The organism is Pseudomonas sp. TMW22091 (assembly GCF_022496705.1).
Lineage (GTDB): Bacteria > Pseudomonadota > Gammaproteobacteria > Pseudomonadales > Pseudomonadaceae > Aquipseudomonas > Aquipseudomonas saxonica.
In genome coordinates this window covers 119,131-136,497 of the sequence record NZ_SCFI01000002.1, presented here as the reverse complement: position 1 = coordinate 136,497, position 17,367 = coordinate 119,131, and the positions used below count along the sequence as shown (strand labels likewise).

The following is a 17,367-nucleotide window of genomic DNA, read 5'->3' as shown; positions in this document are numbered from 1 at the left end:
CTTTGCCCAGGGATATTACGATGACTGACAAGCCTAAAACGCAGCCTTCGGACACGGCTGAAAGTGCCGATTCAGCACTGCACCATATCGTTGATGGCTTTTTGCATTTTCATCACGAGATTTTTCCCGAGCAAGAAGCCTTCTTCAAGAAACTTGCCACGGCGCAAAATCCACGGGCGATGTTTATTGCCTGTGCCGATTCGCGCATCGTCCCCGAGCTGATCACTCAAAGTGCGCCGGGTGACCTGTTTGTCACCCGCAACGTCGGTAACGTCGTACCGCCCTACGGGCAGATGAACGGTGGTGTTTCCACCGCCATTGAATACGCAGTACTGGCGCTTGGCGTGCAGCACATCATCATCTGCGGGCATTCGGATTGCGGCGCAATGCGTGCGGTCTTGAACCCCGCCAGCCTGAAGAAGATGCCGACGGTTAAAGCCTGGTTACATCACGTAGAAGTGGCTAAAACCATGGTGCAGGAGAACTGCAACTGTGCCAATGAAGCCGAAAGCATGCACGTACTGACCGAAGAGAACGTGATTGCCCAGTTGCAGCACTTGCGCACACACCCGTCGGTGGCATCACGCATGGCCAACGGGCAGCTGTTCATTCACGGCTGGGTATACGACATCGAAACCAGCGAAATCAAAGCGTACGATGCCGACAAAGGGGCATTCCTGCCGCTGGATGGCACCAGTCCGATTCCGAGTGCAACGCCTAAAGCGCGGTTCTGACCCAACCGGTCAAAGCGTCAGCCCAATGCCTAATTGCTTGGACATGCACGGCCATTGGCTCCATGCGGTGCCAGTGGCCGGGCTGACGAGTTTTTTACGGTAGGCTTCGACCGTTTCCAGTGCAAAGTTTTCGTCGTCGAGCATTTCATCGACCGCGTGGTGCACGGCTTCGTCCAGCTGATTGGCAAACGCTTCACCGATCAATTGATGGGCGATGATATTGGCCACGGTCGTGTCCAGCGGTATCAAAGGCTGGCCGAAATGCTTGATATAGACGTCATTGACCTCTTCGACAAGCCGATGTGCCAGATACGCTTCGTCCAGTAAAGCCTCTAGCCCTTCGTGCCCCTTAAGCAACTCTTGAGCATCGGTAAAATAGTGCTCGGCGATGCGCAATACCGGGGTGATTTGCGACTCGATACCCGCCTTCTGCGCCACATCATTGGCAGCATCCAGCAAATCGGGCACTTGTTCGATGTACGCGCTGACAAAACGCGTCATCACTTCATTTTTGTCGAATTCAGGCAGTTCAATCGCGGCATGAAGCTGCGGCAATTGCGTGGCCAAATGCTTGGCGAGCAGGCCCGTTGTTGCCTCATGTGTTTGGGCACACAAGATCTGCGCACGGATGGCGGCGGTGTTCATGGGAACTCCAGGGGAGAAACGCTAGACAGGGAATAACTTTAAAAGTAGCCCTTAAAACGCAAAGGATATTTTTCAGGGGCAGTATTGTTATTCATTTTGTGACGCGGGAGTGAGTGCCATTTGTCGATGGGACTGTAATTGATTCATTTAACCCTCCTCAGTGCAGGGTTTATGTCGCTGTCTATACTCGATTCTAGAAAACGTTTTTCGATGATGCCCGACTGCCCGAGCAGACGAGGCCAGGCGCTCAAACCGCCCCCTTGTATAAAGAGCTGGCACCCAGGCATAGACCGGCGCACTAACAAGAAAAACCAAGGGGAACACCGCGATGCGACATCCAAAACTATGGATGGGGCTGTTGTTGTGGTCAGTTTTCAACCCGGCACACGCTGCCTGGACGGTGAACATGTCACCGGGCGCGACCGAGGTCAGCCACGCCGTATTTGATTTGCACATGACCATCTTCTGGATCTGTGTGGTCATCGGCATCATTGTGTTTGGTGCCATGCTGTGGTCAATAATCGTTCACAGACGCTCCACCGGTCAGCAAGCGGCTACGTTTCATGAGAGCACCAAGGTCGAAATTCTCTGGACGGTCGTGCCTCTGATCATCCTTATCGTGATGGCCATCCCGGCAACCAGAACCCTGATCAACATTTACGACAACAGTGATTCGGATATCGACATCCAGATCACCGGTTATCAGTGGAAGTGGCATTACAAATACTTGGGCCAAGACGTTGAGTTCTTCAGCAATCTGGCCACCCCTGCTGATCAAATCCACAATCAGTCCCCCAAAAGCGAACATTACCTGCTTGAAGTCGATGAGCCGCTCGTGCTGCCCACAGGTGCCAAAATCCGGTTTCTGGTGACCTCTGCCGACGTGATCCACTCATGGTGGGTACCGGCGTTTGCAGTCAAACGCGATGCCATTCCGGGATTTATCAATGAGGCCTGGACTCGCGTCGAAAAGCCCGGCCTCTATCGCGGTCAGTGCGCCGAGTTGTGCGGCAAGGATCACGGCTTTATGCCCATCGTGGTGGACGTCAAAACCCGCCCGGACTACGACGCCTGGCTCGCCGAGCGTAAAGCCCAGGCGGCGCAGCTCAAGGAGTTGACCAGCAAAGAGTGGACCCTCGATGAACTGGTGGCCCGGGGTGACAAGGTTTATCACACCACCTGCACGGCCTGTCATCAGGCTGAAGGGCAGGGTCTGCCGCCGATGTTCCCCGCGCTCAAAGGCTCGCCCATTGCCACGGGCTCTAAAGAAGACCACCTGCACCGCGTGTACTTTGGCAAGCCGGGCACGGCGATGGCCGCTTTTGGCAAGCAACTCTCAGAAGTCGATATTGCCGCGGTGGTGACGTACGAACGCAACGCCTGGGGCAACAATAAAGGCGACATGGTGACCCCTAAAGACGTGCTGGCGCTCAAACAGGCGCAAGCCAAATGAGCCTGCGGGCGCGCAACAACCAATGGCCCTTTGCAGGAGTCAGGACATGAGTGCGGTTATCGACGATCACACAGCAGCTGACCACGCCCACGGCCCTGCCAAAGGCCTTATGCGCTGGGTGCTTACCACCAATCACAAAGACATCGGCACGCTGTACCTGTGGTTTAGCTTCTGCATGTTTTTGCTGGGTGGCTCGTTTGCCATGGTGATTCGTGCCGAGCTGTTCCAGCCAGGCTTACAAATTGTCGAGCCCGCGTTCTTCAATCAGATGACCACCATGCACGGCTTGATCATGGTGTTTGGCGCGGTGATGCCGGCGTTTGTCGGGCTGGCCAACTGGATGATCCCCTTGATGATCGGCGCACCCGACATGGCCCTGCCGAGGATGAACAACTTCAGCTTCTGGCTACTGCCTGCCGCCTTTTTCATGCTGATCTCGACGCTCTTTATGGCTGGAGGCGGGCCGAATTTTGGCTGGACCTTCTACGCGCCCTTATCCACCACCTACGCACCCGAAAGCGTGACTTATTTTATTTTTGCCATCCATTTGATGGGTATTAGCTCAATCATGGGTGCGATCAACGTCATAGCGACCATCCTCAACCTGCGCGCCCCTGGCATGACACTGATGAAAATGCCGCTGTTCGTCTGGACGTGGCTGATCACAGCTTTTTTGTTAATTGCCGTGATGCCGGTGCTGGCAGGCGTGGTGACCATGATGTTGATGGACATCCACTTCGGCACCAGTTTCTTTAGTGCTGCGGGTGGCGGTGACCCGGTGTTGTTCCAACATGTGTTCTGGTTTTTTGGTCATCCCGAGGTGTACATCATGATTCTGCCGGCGTTCGGGGCCATTAGCGCGATCATTCCAACCTTCTCGCGCAAACCGCTGTTCGGTTACACCTCAATGGTTTATGCCACGGCGAGCATTGCCTTTCTGTCGTTTATTGTTTGGGCGCACCATATGTTTGTGGTGGGCATTCCACTCGTCGGCGAGCTGTTTTTTATGTATGCCACGTTGCTGATCGCGGTGCCGACCGGGGTCAAGGTGTTCAACTGGGTCAGCACCATGTGGCAAGGCTCGCTGACGTTCGAAACACCTATGCTGTTTGCCGTGGCCTTTGTGATTTTATTCACCATTGGCGGTTTTTCCGGATTGATGCTGGCCATCGCCCCTGCTGACTTTCAGTACCACGATACCTACTTCGTGGTGGCGCATTTCCACTACGTTCTGGTGCCCGGCGCCATCTTCGGGATCTTCGCCTCGACCTACTACTGGCTGCCGAAATGGACTGGTCACATGTATGACGAAACGCTGGGTAAGCTGCATTTCTGGCTGTCGTTTGTGGGCATGAACCTGACCTTCTTCCCCATGCACTTTGTGGGTCTGGCGGGCATGCCGCGCCGGGTGCCGGACTACAACCTGCAATTTGCCGATTTCAATATGGTGTCGTCGATTGGCGGGTTTATGTTTGGGACGACGCAGCTGTTATTCCTGTTTATCGTCATCAAATGCATTCGCGGAGGCCCGAAAGCGCCCGCCAAACCGTGGGATGGTGCTGAAGGCCTGGAGTGGAGCGTGCCTTCGCCCGCGCCCTATCACACCTTTACGACACCGCCCCGGATTGATTGAACGCTAGGCTTAAAGGCCCCCTCACCCTAACCCTCTCCCGGAGGGAGAGGGGACTAAAAGCAAAGCAGATATGCGCAATGCCACAGATCAAGCTCCCTCGCCCTCCGGGAGAGGGGACTGAAAGCAAAGCAGATGTGCGCAATGCCACAGATCAAGCTCCCTCGCCCTCCGGGAGGGGGGACTGAAAGCAAAGCAGATGTGCGCAATGCCACAGATCAAGCTCCCTCGCCCTCCGGGAGAGGGGACTGAAAGCAAAGCAGATGTGCGCAATGCCACAGATCAAGCTCCCTCTCCCTCCGGGAGAGGGGACTGAAAGCAAAGCAGATATGCGCAATGCCACAGATCAAGCTCCCTCGCCCTCCGGGAGAGGGGACTAAAAGCAAAGCAGATATGCGCAATGCCACAGATCAAGCTCCCTCTCCCTCCGGGAGAGGGGACTGAAAGCAAAGCAGATGTGCGCAATGCCACAGATCAAGCTCCCTCTCCCTCCGGGAGAGGGGACTGAAAGCAAAGCAGATGTGCGCAATGCCACAGATCAAGCTCCCTCTCCCTCCGGGAGAGGGTTGGGGTGAGGGGCTTTTGGGAGTAGACCATGAACACGTCAGCACCGATCAAACGCCTGGTTCTACGCCTGTCACTCATGGTGGTGGTGATGTTTGCTTTTGGCTTTGCACTGGTGCCGATCTACGACGTGATGTGCAAGGCCTTCGGCATTAATGGCAAAACCGCGGGCCAATATGAAGGTGAGCAAGTCGTTGATTCAAGTCGTCAGGTACGGGTGCAGTTTTTAGCCACCAACAACATCAACATGGTGTGGGAGTTCTACCCCAAGAACGATCAATTAGTGACCAACCCCGGCGCGGTCAACGAGATGATCTTTGTCGCCTTCAACCCCTCTGACCACCCAATGAAAGCTCAAGCGGTACCCAGTATCTCGCCCGCCGAAGCGGCCCAATATTTTCACAAGACCGAATGTTTCTGCTTTACCCAGCAAACCCTGCAACCGGGCGAGCGGATCGAAATGCCCGTGCGTTTTATTGTCGACCGCGACATGCCCAAGGAAGTGAAGCATCTGACGCTGGCTTACACGCTGTTTGATATCACCGCTGCCCGATAGGAGAACGCGCCATGGCAAGTCACGATCACTACTACGTGCCAGCCCAAAGCAAGTGGCCCATCATCGCCACGCTGGGGTTGTTGGTCACGGTGTATGGCCTGGCGACGTGGTTTAACGACCTGAAAGCGGCGCGGCCCGAGTCCCACGGCCCATTGCTGTTTTTTATCGGCGGCCTGATGGTTGCCTTCATGCTATTTGGCTGGTTCGGCGCGGTGGTTAAAGAGAGCCGAGCCGGACTTTACAGCGCGCAATTGGATCGCTCGTTTCGATGGGGCATGACCTGGTTTATCTTTTCTGAAGTGATGTTCTTTGTGGCGTTCTTCGGCGCACTGTTTTATGTACGGCATTTTTCCGGCCCTTGGCTGGGAGGCGAAGGCAGCAAAGGGGTGGCCCACATCCTCTGGCCAAATTTTCAATTCACCTGGCCGCTGCTGCATACCCCCGACCCGGCACTTTACCCCCCGCCCAAAGGCACCATCAGCCCGTGGGGCTTGCCGTTGCTCAATACCGTGTTGCTGGTCACTTCCAGTATCACCCTCACGCTGGCCCATCACGCCCTGAATAAAGGTCAGCGCGAAAAGCTGAAATTCTGGCTCGGTGTGACGGTGTTGCTGGGCATCGGTTTTTTGGGCTTTCAGGCTGAGGAATATCTTCACGCTTACAAAGAACTGGGGCTGACGCTGGGCTCCGGTGTTTATGGCGCCACCTTCTTTATGCTCACCGGCTTTCACGGCGCACACGTCACCATCGGTGCCCTGATTTTGCTGGTGATGCTGATCCGCATCGCTCGCGGGCATTTCAATGCCGAGCACCAATTCGGTTTTCAGGCGGCGACGTGGTACTGGCATTTTGTAGACGTGGTGTGGCTCGGGTTGTTTCTCTTTGTTTACGTGCTGTGAGCCGGGGTGCCCATGTCGCGGTTTCGCCCCGGTGTCATCCCCACGCTGGTCGTCATGGCGCTACTGCCCATATTGGTGTCTCTGGGCTTTTGGCAGCTAAGCCGTGCTGAGCAAAAACGTGTGCTGTTAACCCGCTATGCCGAACGCCAGCACGCCGCACCGCTGACAGTGGATCAAGTCGTGGCCAACGCTGAGCCGGTGTTTCGACGGGTGCAGTTACGCGGGCATCTCGACGCCGAGCACAGCCTGTTGCTGGACAACCGGATACGCGACGGACAGCCCGGCGTAGAACTGCTGCAGCCGTTTCAAGACCAAGCCAGTGGTCAATGGGTACTGCTCAATCGCGGCTGGCTACCGTGGCCCAGTCGCCGTACGCCTCCCGTGTTCAGCACGCCGCAAGACACTCTGGAGGTTCTGGGCTGGGTGTATGAATCCCCAGGCGCGGTGTTCCAGTTACAGGCTGATCCGCTGGCCGCGCCGTGGCCACGTCTGATCACGGCGGTAACGCCCGCCGCACTCTGGGCCGAATTGGGCCGCGAAGGCTTTGCCGATGAAGTGCGTATAGCGCCTGGCATTGGCGCGTATCAAGCCGACTGGCCTCTGATATCCACAGGCATGGGCCCGGAAAAACACACCGCCTATGCCGTGCAATGGTTCGCGATGGCGCTGGCTTTGCTGGCGCTATATGGGTACTTCGGTTGGCATCACGCGCAGGAGAAAACTCATGGCAAGCGCCATCAATCACTCTGATACCACTCGCTCGCCCGACCCGATCAAACGGCGACGGGGGCGTTTGCAACTGCTCCTGATTTTGCTGCTGACTCTGGGTCCAATGGTGCTGGCCACAAGTATGTACATGCTCAAATTCTGGGTACCCGAAAGTCGCAGCTATCACGGCGAAATGATTGGCAACGGGCAAGGACGCGCAGCGTTGGGCGTCACCAGCGATGAGCAGCGCTGGCAGTTATTGGTGACCGCCCCGCAAGGATGTGACGCGGATTGTCAGCAGTTGGTCTACCTGGCCCGCCAGCTTCAAATCGGCCTGGGCCGCGATGCCTCACGGGCGACCCATGCGCTGGCGGTGGGGCGGGCGCTAGACGCTGATTATGCCGCCCGGTTGCAACGTGAATACCCGCAACTACAGCGCTATACCCTGCACATGCCGACTTATACACAGGGCGCAGAAGGAAATGGCGCAGCGCAACTGTGGATCGTTGATCCGCATGGCAATCTGGTGTTGCGCTACGACCCTCAGGTCAAGGGCAAAGACGTGCTCACCGATCTGCGCCACCTGCTCAAGCTGTCCAATATCGGATAGGGAGGCCATGTCATGGCCAAAGCTGGATTTCGCCTTGCCCTGCTGGCCACTGTAGTGGCCCTGATGGTCGTATTGCTCGGTGCCTACACGCGACTGACCCATTCAGGCTTGGGTTGTCCGGACTGGCCAGGCTGTTACGGATTTATCAGCGTGCCCAGCACGGACGCGCAATTAGCCCATGCCGAACTGCACTTTCCTGAAGCGCCGGTTGAGGCGGCAAAAGGGTGGAGCGAGATGATTCATCGTTATTGCGCCGGCACCCTGGGATGCTTGATCCTGCTATTGGCAGTACGCGCCTGGAAGCAGCGAAAACGGCATGATCAGCCGCTCAAACTCCCGCTGTTTATTCTGCTTGTGGTGATCATCCAGGCAGCATTTGGCATGTGGACCGTGACACTGAAATTATGGCCGCAAGTAGTCACAGCACATCTCATGGGAGGTTTTGCGACCTTGAGTCTGCTGTTTTTGCTGACGTTACGCTTGTCCGGGTGGTTGCCTGCTCTGGCCATACCAAGACGTTTGCAGCGCTGGGCGACGGCGGGCCTGGTGCTGGTCATCATCCAAATTGCGCTGGGTGGCTGGGTCAGTTCCAACTATGCCGCCGTGGCTTGCGTCGACCTTCCTACATGCCATGGCCAGTGGTGGCCAGCCGCCGATTTCACCAATGGCTTCCACCTGACCCAACACATCGGCCCCAACTATCTGGGCGGTCAACTGGACAGCGAAGCACGCACTGCCATTCACCTCGCTCACCGACTCGGGGCGGTGCTGCTGACGCTGGTATTGCTAGGGTTGGCCTGGCAACTGCGCAAAGTCGGCATGCCACGATTGGCAGGGCTTGTGCTACTGGTGCTGGCTGTACAAATAAGCTTGGGCTTGAGCAATGTACTGTTCGGCCTGCCTTTGGGGTTGGCGGTGGCACACAACGCGGGTGGGGCTGCCTTGATGCTCACATTGGTGCTGGTCAACTACCACGCACGTACGGCGTTTGTCCGAGTCAGGGGCGGACACTTTCTGCAATGGGCATAGGTGCTGTACCGTTGCGCTTAATCGATGACTACCCAGTGTTGAACCTTATGACTAAAACGCAAAAAACTGTCTATATCCTCGTCGCGTTGGTGGCATTGGTCATGGGCCTGACGTTTAACAAAATGATGTCGAGTAAACAGCAAGGCGATAACACGTCATTGATTGATGCTGGAATCATTTTGCTGCCGCAAAGCCGTCATTTGCCGGCGATCGAACTGACTAACCAGGACGGCCAGCCGGTGGCGATAAACGAGCTGAAAGACAAATGGAGCCTGCTGTTTTTTGGCTACACCTTCTGCCCTGATATCTGCCCGACCACCCTTGCACAGCTGCGCCAGATCAAAAGCGAACTGCCTGAGGCCGTGCGGGACAAAGTGCAGATTGTGCTGGTCAGCGTCGACCCTAACCGCGATACACCCAAGCAGCTCAAGCAATACCTGGGCTATTTCGATCCGCAGTTTGTGGGCCTGACACCAAGATCTATTGAGGAACTGCAAACCGTGGCGAATGCGCTGAGCATTCCGTTTATCCCGGCGGACACCAGCAAACCGGGTTACACCGTTGATCACAGCGGCAATTTGGCGCTGATCGGGCCGGACGGCACACAGCGAGGGTTTATCCGCGCACCGCTCAACACACAGAAAATGGTCGACCAATTGCCGGAGTTGGTGAAGCGAAAATAAAGGAGAGAACTGTAGTCGCTGCCGCAGGCAGCGACTACAAGGCAATGCTTAGAACGCGGGAACGATAGCGCCTTTGTATTTCTCGTTAATGAACGCTTTCACTTCCGGGCTGTGCAGTGCGGCAACCAGCTTTTTCATGGCATCCGAATCTTTGTCATCCGGGCGCGCCACCAGAATATTCACGTAAGGCGAATCGCTGCCTTCGATGACCAGCGCATCTTTCTTCGGATCAAGCTTGGCTTCCAGCGCGTAGTTGGTGTTGATCAGCGCCAGATCGACCTGGGTCAGCACGCGTGGGATGGTGGCCGCTTCCAGCTCGCGAAACTTCAGGTTTTTAGTGTTTGCATTGATGTCTTTGACGGTGGACAGGATATTGGTCGAGTCCTTGAGCTTGATCAGACCGGCTTTGTCCAGCAACAGCAAGGCACGACCGCCGTTGGTGGCGTCGTTCGGGATCACAACCGTGGCGCCGTCAGGCAGATCGTCCAGTTTCTTGTATTTGCTGGAGTAAGCACCCAGCGGCTCAAGGTGAACAGCTGCAACGCTGATCAGGTTTGTACCCTTGGCTTTGTTGAACTCGGTCAGGTACGGCTGGTGCTGGAAGAAGTTAGCGTCCAGACGCTTTTCGGCCACTTGTACGTTGGGCTGAATATAGTCGGTGAATACCTTAACTTTCAGGTCCACGCCTTCTTTGGCCAGCGCAGGTTTCACGAACTCCAGGATCTCAGCGTGAGGTACCGGGGAAGCGGCGACCGTCAGCGTGTCAGCGGCATGAACTGAAAACGCCGCAACAGCGGCCACAGCAGCAATTAACTTCTTCATTCAGCAACTCCTTATGAACACCTGATTTCAGGCGCCTGCCAGCACGGGGCTGGCGGTTACGTTTATTAACGATAGGTCGCGCTTATTTGCGCGAAAAGTGCACTACCAGTCGATCGCCAACGGTTTGCAGAATCTGCACCAGAATCAGCAGCAGCACTACCGTGACTATCATTACGTCAGTCTGGAAGCGTTGATAGCCGAAGCGAATGGCCAGATCACCCAGCCCCCCTGCGCCGACCACGCCCGCCATGGCGGTGTAACCCACCAAGGTAATGGCCGTGACGGTAATCGCCGCATAAATGCCGGGGCGCGCTTCAGGCAACAAAGCACTGGTAATAATCTGACGCGTGCTCGCGCCCATAGCCTGCGTGGCTTCAATGATGCCGCGGTCCACTTCACGCAGTGCCGTCTCTACCAGACGGGCGAAGAAGGGTGTCGCGCCCACTACCAACGGTGGAATGGCACCGGCAACGCCCAGCGAGGTGCCGGTAATCAATACCGTCAGCGGGATCATCACAATCAGCAGGATGATGAACGGCAACGATCGCAGAATATTGACCACCAGCGACAGCACCGAATACACGGCCTTTTGCTCGAACAATTGGCGCGGGCTACACAGAAACAGCAGCACGCCCAACGGCAGACCGAGCAGGATGGTGAACAGCAGCGAGCCGCCGAGCATCATCAAGGTGTCACCCGTGGCCAGCCAGATTTCAAGCCAGTCAATATTGGCGAAGAAGCTCAATAGGGATTCCATTAGCGCAGCACCTCCATATGAACGTCAGCCGCTGTGAAGCGCGCAAAAGCGGCCTCCATGTCGCCACCGGTGATGGCGAGGGTCAGTTGCCCATAAGGGGTGTCTTTGATGCGGTCGATGCGGCCAGCCAAAATGCTGTAGTCCACGCCTGTTTCGCGAGCAATCGTACCCAGCAACGGTGCGTAGGTGGCTTCGCCCTGGAAAGTAAGGCGCACGATGCGACCCGGTACATGGGCAAAATCGTCGCGCTGCTCACTTTCGTCGATTTGTTCATCTTCCTGCACGAAACGCTTGGTCGTCGGGTGGGTAGGGTGCAAGAACACTTGCGACACCGGGCCTTGCTCGACGATCACGCCCGCGTCCATCACCGCCACTTCATCGCACACACGACGGATCACATCCATTTCATGGGTGATCAGCACAATGGTCAACTTCAGCTCGCGATTGATCTCAGCCAGCAGTTGCAACACAGAGGCCGTAGTTTGCGGGTCGAGGGCACTGGTGGCCTCGTCGCACAGCAACACTTTGGGCTTGGTGGCCAACGCACGGGCAATGCCCACGCGCTGTTTTTGACCGCCTGACAGCTGCGCCGGGTATTTCTTGGCATGGTCGGACAAACCCACTCGCGCCAGCAACTCAGCCACGCGCGCATCAATGGCGCTGCGGGACAACTCACCGGCCAGCATCAAAGGCATCGCGACGTTATCAGCCACGGTCTTGGACGCCAGCAGGTTGAAGTGCTGGAAGATCATGCCCACTTGCTGGCGAAAGCGTCGCAGGCCGTTGGCATCCATCGCTGTCACGTCTTCGTTGTCGACAATGATTTGCCCGCCGCTCGGCGTTTCGAGGCGGTTGATCAGGCGCAGCAGGGTACTTTTACCCGCGCCGGAGTGGCCAATCAGGCCAAATACCTGGCCGCTCTCAACACGCAATGTCGTGGAGTGCAGCGCGGGAATGTCCTTACCGGCGACCCGGTAAGTTTTATGAACGTTATGGAACTCAATCACGTAGCGAACCTTGTGGGGCGCGAAAATAGAAGTCAGCGGTTAGCCGGGCGCGCATTTTAGCCTGTCCGTATAGAGGTTCTTAGCATTTATTTGCGCTCGAACCTTTGATTTAGCAATAAGACGACTAAAGGTCAGAAAAAAGGAACGACGTCAGACGCCATCAGTCACTAGTTCAGCCACTCGCATCCCGCCTCGGGATATTTGTCTACAAAGCCCAAACCGTGGGGCTTTCGCCAACAAGGAGTTATGTCTGATGAGCAGCAAAAAACCGTCTTCCGGGAAGAGCCAAATGGCCGGAACCGACACCCTGGATCGTAGTAACACCAACGTCAAACTCGACAGCCTCGAAACCTTTCGTGACGACGCAACCGATCAAGCGCTGCGAACCAATCAGGGGGTGAAAATTGCTGATAACCAAAACACCCTGAAAGTCGGTGCTCGCGGCCCGTCGTTGCTGGAAGATTTCATCATGCGTGAAAAAATCACGCATTTTGACCACGAACGTATTCCAGAGCGCATCGTGCATGCCCGGGGTACGGGGGCGCACGGCTACTTTGAGACCTATAAATCCCACAGCGCGCTGACCAAAGCCGGTTTCCTGCAAGATCCGGGCAAGAAAACGCCCGTGTTCGTACGCTTTTCGACAGTACAAGGCCCTCGGGGCTCCGGCGATACGGTGCGGGATGTTCGCGGGTTTGCCGTCAAGTTTTTCACCGACGAAGGCAACTTCGATCTGGTGGGCAACAATATGCCGGTATTTTTCATTCAGGATGCGATTAAGTTTCCCGACTTCGTACACGCGGTCAAACCAGAGCCCCATAACGAAATCCCCACCGGTGGCTCTGCCCACGACACTTTCTGGGATTTTGTATCGCTGGTACCCGAGTCGGCGCACATGGTGATTTGGGCCATGTCTGACCGCGCCATTCCTAAAAGCCTACGCAGCATGCAAGGTTTCGGCGTACACACCTTTCGGCTGATCAATGCTGAGGGCAAGTCGAACTTCGTCAAATTCCATTGGCGTCCAAGTGCGGGCACCTGCTCGCTAGTGTGGGACGAAGCGCAAAAACTGGCAGGCAAAGACACCGATTACCATCGCCGAGATCTGTGGGAGTCGATTGAAACTGGCGATTATCCTGAATGGGAGTTCGGCGTTCAGATCATTTCGGAGGAAGACGAGCACAAATTCGACTTCGACATTCTTGATCCGACCAAGTTGATCCCCGAGGAACTGGTACCGATCACTCCGCTGGGCAAGATGGTGCTCAACCGCAATCCCGATAACTTCTTCGCAGAGACTGAACAGGTCGCTTTTTGTCCGGGGCATATCGTGCCGGGTATCGACTTCTCCAATGATCCGCTGCTGCAAGGTCGTCTGTTCTCGTATACCGATACGCAGATCAGCCGTTTGGGTGGGCCGAACTTCCACGAAATCCCGATCAACCGGCCTGTTGCGCCTTTTCACAACAACCAGCGTGATGCCCAGCATCGCAGCACGATTCATAAGGGCCGTGCGTCCTACGAGCCTAACTCCATTGATGGCGGCTGGCCGAAAGAAACACCACCTGCCGCTAAGGACGGGGGGTTTGAAAGCTACCCGGAACGCATCGACGCCAACAAGATTCGTCAACGCAGCGACTCGTTCAGCGATCACTTCTCTCAGGCCCGGCTGTTTTTCCACAGCATGAGCAAGCACGAGCAAGAACACATCATCGCGGCCTACAGCTTTGAACTGGGCAAAGTCGAGCGTGAACACATTCGCGCACGGCAGGTGAACGAGATTTTGGCCAATATCGACCTTGAGCTGGCCAAGCGTGTTGCCGAAAACCTGGGCTTGCCCGCACCGAAAGCCGGCACAGTCACTGCGCGCAAGGTCTCCGTGACCGAATCGCCGGCGCTGAGCCAAGCCAACCTGCTGCCGGGAAACATCAAGACGCGCAAGGTGGCGATTCTGGCCGCTAACGGTGTTGATGGTCAGGCTATCGAAGCGCTCAAACAGGCCCTGGCCGCTGAAGGTGCGCACGCCAAATTGCTGGGGCCGACTTCAGCACCGGTAAAAACGGCTGATGGCAAATTGTTGCCGGTGGATGCCTCGATGGAGGGCATGCCGTCAGTGGTTTTTGACGCGGTGTACGTGCCAGGTGGCGCGGCGTCGATCAAGGCATTGAGTGGCGACGGGGTAGCGCTGCATTACGTGCTTGAAGCCTATAAGCACCTAAAAGCCATTGCGTTGCACGGGGACGCTAAACAGCTGCTGGATGTACTGCATCTGCAGGCAGATGAGGGGTTGTTGGCGATCAAGGATGCCAAGGATCTGAAAGCTTTCTTTGCCGCAATTGCACAGCATCGCGTATGGGCGCGGGAGCCTAAGGCCAAGGCCATTCCAGCCTAAGTAACAAAAAAACCCGTAGCCGATGAAGACGGCTACGGGTTTTTGAGATGAGCAATATTACGGTTTGCTGGGAATCAGCACCATTTGCGCAGGCACATGGCGAATGATCTGGCGGTCCAGCTTGAGATCAAACTGCGGGTCCAACTTTTTAACTCGCTTGCTGATCAACGTTGCAAGCCACGGGTAGTCGGCAGTACGGGGTACTTGCAAGGTTACAGCGCACTGATAGTTGACGATGTCTTGCGCGATCAAGTCCAGTTGATGGCGAAGTTTCTTAATATCGGCGATGTTCAATGCCACGGTGGTGCTTTCAGCGGCAGGGTCAAGCACCTTGGCCGGTGGCCGCGCTTCGGCGGCTTTAAGTGCTGCCTCGGCTTCATCCAGCTCAGCTTTACGGGCATGGGCAATGGCGCTATTAACACCACTGGTCAGCGCCGGTGCTTTGGGCATTAACGTACGGGCACGGCTAAGGGCCGTGGCTGCGGCGTTGACGTCACCTTTTTGCAGGAAGATCTGGCTGCGTTGCAGGTAGGCCTCAGCCAGCTGACGCTGATACTGCACCCACTGAGGATCGTCCGGCGACTGCGCTTGCAAGGCAGCCAGCTCATCTTCGGCAGTCGCCAGTTCACTGCTGGCCAGGTTTTGCTCCAGCTGTGCGATGGCCGCAGCACGCTGTTGCTGCGCGAGCTGGTCGGCAGTCGGTGTGCTTTGGCAGGCCCCCAGCAGCAAGGAAAATGCGGCAAGGAGCAAATAACGGGAGTTAAACAGCTTCATTCCTGCGGCTCTCTAAGTGCGCAAAAAACGAGCAAGTCTACACCCCTCGACGGGGCAGAACAAAACTCAGCAAAAACAGTGCAGCGGCACACACCACAATCGATGGCCCCGCAGGTGTGTCTTTGAACCATGACAGCGCAAGGCCACCACCCACGGCCATCATGCCCAGTACGCTCGCCCCCAAGGCCATCTGCTCAGGGGAGCGGGCGTGCCGTTGGGCCGCAGCCGCCGGAATGATCAGCAGCGAAGTGATCAGCAACACACCGACAATCTTCATGGCCACGGCAATCACAATGGCGATCAACAGCATCAGCGCCAAACGAAGTGCCGCTACCGGCAGACCTTCAACAGTCGCCAGCTCTTCATGCACGGTAATGGCCAGCAAGGGACGCCAGAGCGCCACCAAGACTGCCAGAACCACCACACTGCCACCGATGATCCACATCAAATCATTAGGGCTGATGGCCAAAAGATCGCCAAACAAGTATGCCATCAGGTCGATCCGTACTTCATGCATGAAGCTTAGTACGACCAGTCCGAGGGACAAGGTGCTGGGTGCGAGAATTCCGAGCAAGGTGTCAGAAGCCAAAGGCTGGCGCTGTTGCAGGGTGACTAATATCACGGCCAGCAAAAGACAGCCAACGGTAACGGCAATGGTCGGGCTTACATCCAGCAAAAAGCCCATCGCCACGCCGAGCAAAGCAGCGTGGGACAGTGTGTCGCCGAAATAAGCCATTCGTCGCCACACCACAAATGAGCCCAAGGGGCCCGCAACAATCGCCAAAGCCAAGCCTGCCAGCAGGGCGTACAACAGAAAATCAGCCATGCTTGCAGCCTTCTCCATGAACGTGGGCGGACGCCGTCGGGGCGTCTTCGCTGACCACCGAGCCATGCAAATCATGGGCGTGGTCGTGATGGTGATGATAAATCGCCAGGCTTTGCGCGTTTTTACCGAACAGTTCCACGAATGCAGGGTCATTGCTGACTTGCTCGGGATGACCCGAGCAGCACACGTGGCGATTAAGGCATACCACCTGATCGGTGGTGCTCATCACCAAATGCAAGTCATGAGACACCATCAGCACACCGCAGCCATGGCGGTCGCGAAGGCGGGTAATCAAGCTGTACAGCTCGGCCTGACCCGCCACATCCACCCCCTGAACGGGCTCGTCCAGCACCAACAGTTCAGGCTTGCGCAGCAATGCTCGCGCCAGCAAAACGCGCTGCATTTCGCCACCAGAAACACTTTGCACCGGGCTGTCGATGACCTTTTCGGCGCCGACTTCTTTCAGCGCAGCCAATGCTTGAGCCCGATCAACCCCCGGCACCAAACGCAAAAAACGCAGCACCGACAAAGGCAGCGTCGGATCGACATGCAGTTTTTGCGGCATATACCCCACGCGGAGCTTGGGCTTGCGCCATACGCTACCGCTGGTCGGTTTTAGCAGCCCCAGAACGGCTTTGACCAATGTGGTTTTGCCTGCCCCATTCGGGCCGATCAACGTCACGATCTGCCCCGGTTCAACGCTTAACTCAATATCATCAAGTACGTTTTGCCCGGCGAAGGTCACGCAAACCTGTTGCAGATGAATCAATGCAGCGCTCATCAGGCCTCCCGGCAACCCGAACACAACCCCACCACTTCCACAGTTTGGGTTTCGACAGTAAAGCCGACATCTCGTGCACTGTGGATGATTGCGTCGCTGATGGACTTTTGCTCAAGCTCAATGGCGGCATGACAGTTACGACAAATCAGGAACTGGCCCTGATGCGCGTGCTCTGGATGACTGCACCCCATAAAGGCATTAAGCGAAGCAATGCGATGAACCAGGCCGTTTTCCAGCAGGAAATCCAGCGCCCGATAAACAGTCGGAGGCGCTGCACGACGACCATCCTGCTCGCTAAGCACGGCCAAAATGTCGTAGGCACCCAACGGCTTGTGGCTTTGCCAGACCAGTTCCAGCACGCGACGACGCAAAGCGGTCAGGCGCAGCCCTTTCTGTGCACATAGAGCATCCGCTTCAGACAAGGCGCTGTGCACACAGTGGGAATGATCATGGGGACGACTGGCAAGGGGGGTAGTAGGCATGGGCGGCGACGATTT

Annotated in this window: 18 protein-coding genes; 10 read left to right on the top strand and 8 right to left on the bottom strand. The window is 56.4% G+C overall.

All coding sequences use genetic code 11. From position 1 onward, the window contains the following. Nucleotides 1-20 precede the first annotated feature (20 nt). Nucleotides 21-734 (top strand): carbonic anhydrase, encoded by a 714-nt coding sequence (locus EQV93_RS04320; RefSeq protein WP_122786151.1) that lies wholly within the window; start codon nt 21-23, stop codon nt 732-734. A 9-nt stretch (nt 735-743) separates the two neighbouring features. On the opposite strand, the gene EQV93_RS04315 is transcribed toward EQV93_RS04320, so the two are convergent. Beyond that, nucleotides 744-1,379, bottom strand: a complete 636-nt coding sequence (locus EQV93_RS04315) for a hypothetical protein (protein WP_122786150.1) — start codon at nt 1,377-1,379, stop codon at nt 744-746. Nucleotides 1,380-1,707: 328 nt separating this feature from the next. On the opposite strand from EQV93_RS04315, the gene coxB reads away from it, so the two are divergent. From coxB to EQV93_RS04275, 8 genes are all read left to right on the top strand, one after another. Beyond that, on the top strand, nt 1,708-2,832 hold the full coding sequence (gene coxB / locus EQV93_RS04310) for a cytochrome c oxidase subunit II (protein ID WP_240890928.1): 1,125 nt from the start codon (nt 1,708-1,710) through the stop codon (nt 2,830-2,832). Between the two features lie 46 nt (nt 2,833-2,878). Beyond that, nucleotides 2,879-4,465, top strand: coding sequence for a cytochrome c oxidase subunit I (gene ctaD, locus EQV93_RS04305; RefSeq protein ID WP_146385697.1), 1,587 nt, complete (start codon nt 2,879-2,881; stop codon nt 4,463-4,465). Between the two features lie 592 nt (nt 4,466-5,057). Continuing rightward, nucleotides 5,058-5,582 (top strand): cytochrome c oxidase assembly protein, encoded by a 525-nt coding sequence (locus EQV93_RS04300; RefSeq protein ID WP_122783467.1) that lies wholly within the window; start codon nt 5,058-5,060, stop codon nt 5,580-5,582. Between the two features lie 11 nt (nt 5,583-5,593). Beyond that, complete coding sequence (locus EQV93_RS04295; protein ID WP_146385699.1) at nt 5,594-6,481, top strand: cytochrome c oxidase subunit 3; 888 nt, start codon at nt 5,594-5,596, stop codon at nt 6,479-6,481. A 12-nt stretch (nt 6,482-6,493) separates the two neighbouring features. Then, complete coding sequence (locus EQV93_RS04290) at nt 6,494-7,231, top strand: SURF1 family protein (protein WP_240890927.1); 738 nt, start codon at nt 6,494-6,496, stop codon at nt 7,229-7,231. Further along, the gene (locus EQV93_RS04285) at nt 7,206-7,799 is read left to right on the top strand and encodes a hypothetical protein (RefSeq protein WP_240890926.1); all 594 of its coding nucleotides are present in this window, start codon (nt 7,206-7,208) and stop codon (nt 7,797-7,799) included. The genes EQV93_RS04290 and EQV93_RS04285 overlap by 26 nt, the downstream gene beginning before the upstream one ends. A 12-nt stretch (nt 7,800-7,811) precedes the next feature. Then, complete coding sequence (locus EQV93_RS04280; protein WP_240890925.1) at nt 7,812-8,828, top strand: COX15/CtaA family protein; 1,017 nt, start codon at nt 7,812-7,814, stop codon at nt 8,826-8,828. A 47-nt stretch (nt 8,829-8,875) separates the two neighbouring features. Beyond that, the gene (locus EQV93_RS04275; RefSeq protein ID WP_122783573.1) at nt 8,876-9,511 is read left to right on the top strand and encodes an SCO family protein; all 636 of its coding nucleotides are present in this window, start codon (nt 8,876-8,878) and stop codon (nt 9,509-9,511) included. Between the two features lie 48 nt (nt 9,512-9,559). On the opposite strand, the gene EQV93_RS04270 is transcribed toward EQV93_RS04275, so the two are convergent. From EQV93_RS04270 to EQV93_RS04260, 3 genes are all read right to left on the bottom strand, one after another. Then, the gene (locus EQV93_RS04270) at nt 9,560-10,333 is read right to left on the bottom strand and encodes a MetQ/NlpA family ABC transporter substrate-binding protein (RefSeq protein WP_122783472.1); all 774 of its coding nucleotides are present in this window, start codon (nt 10,331-10,333) and stop codon (nt 9,560-9,562) included. Between the two features lie 82 nt (nt 10,334-10,415). Then, complete coding sequence (locus EQV93_RS04265; protein ID WP_122783473.1) at nt 10,416-11,090, bottom strand: methionine ABC transporter permease; 675 nt, start codon at nt 11,088-11,090, stop codon at nt 10,416-10,418. Next, nucleotides 11,090-12,097, bottom strand: coding sequence for a methionine ABC transporter ATP-binding protein (locus tag EQV93_RS04260; RefSeq protein WP_122783474.1), 1,008 nt, complete (start codon nt 12,095-12,097; stop codon nt 11,090-11,092). The genes EQV93_RS04265 and EQV93_RS04260 overlap by 1 nt, the downstream gene beginning before the upstream one ends. A gap of 199 nt (nt 12,098-12,296) precedes the next feature. Here EQV93_RS04260 and katE point away from each other — a divergent pair, with 199 nt between their 5' ends. Beyond that, nucleotides 12,297-14,489 (top strand): catalase HPII, encoded by a 2,193-nt coding sequence (gene katE, locus EQV93_RS04255; protein WP_122783475.1) that lies wholly within the window; start codon nt 12,297-12,299, stop codon nt 14,487-14,489. A gap of 57 nt (nt 14,490-14,546) precedes the next feature. On the opposite strand, the gene EQV93_RS04250 is transcribed toward katE, so the two are convergent. The 4 genes from EQV93_RS04250 to EQV93_RS04235 are packed head-to-tail and all read right to left on the bottom strand — an operon-like array spanning nt 14,547 to nt 17,352. Then, complete coding sequence (locus tag EQV93_RS04250; protein ID WP_122783476.1) at nt 14,547-15,263, bottom strand: PA5502 family lipoprotein; 717 nt, start codon at nt 15,261-15,263, stop codon at nt 14,547-14,549. Nucleotides 15,264-15,300: 37 nt separating this feature from the next. Further along, nucleotides 15,301-16,089: a zinc ABC transporter permease subunit ZnuB gene (gene znuB, locus EQV93_RS04245; RefSeq protein ID WP_122783477.1), complete on the bottom strand. Its 789-nt coding sequence runs from the start codon at nt 16,087-16,089 to the stop codon at nt 15,301-15,303. Beyond that, nucleotides 16,082-16,870: a zinc ABC transporter ATP-binding protein ZnuC gene (znuC, locus tag EQV93_RS04240; RefSeq protein ID WP_240890923.1), complete on the bottom strand. Its 789-nt coding sequence runs from the start codon at nt 16,868-16,870 to the stop codon at nt 16,082-16,084. Before znuC ends, znuB begins: the two co-directional genes overlap by 8 nt. Next, nucleotides 16,870-17,352, bottom strand: coding sequence for a Fur family transcriptional regulator (locus tag EQV93_RS04235; RefSeq protein ID WP_122783479.1), 483 nt, complete (start codon nt 17,350-17,352; stop codon nt 16,870-16,872). Before EQV93_RS04235 ends, znuC begins: the two co-directional genes overlap by 1 nt. Nucleotides 17,353-17,367: the final 15 nt, after the last annotated feature.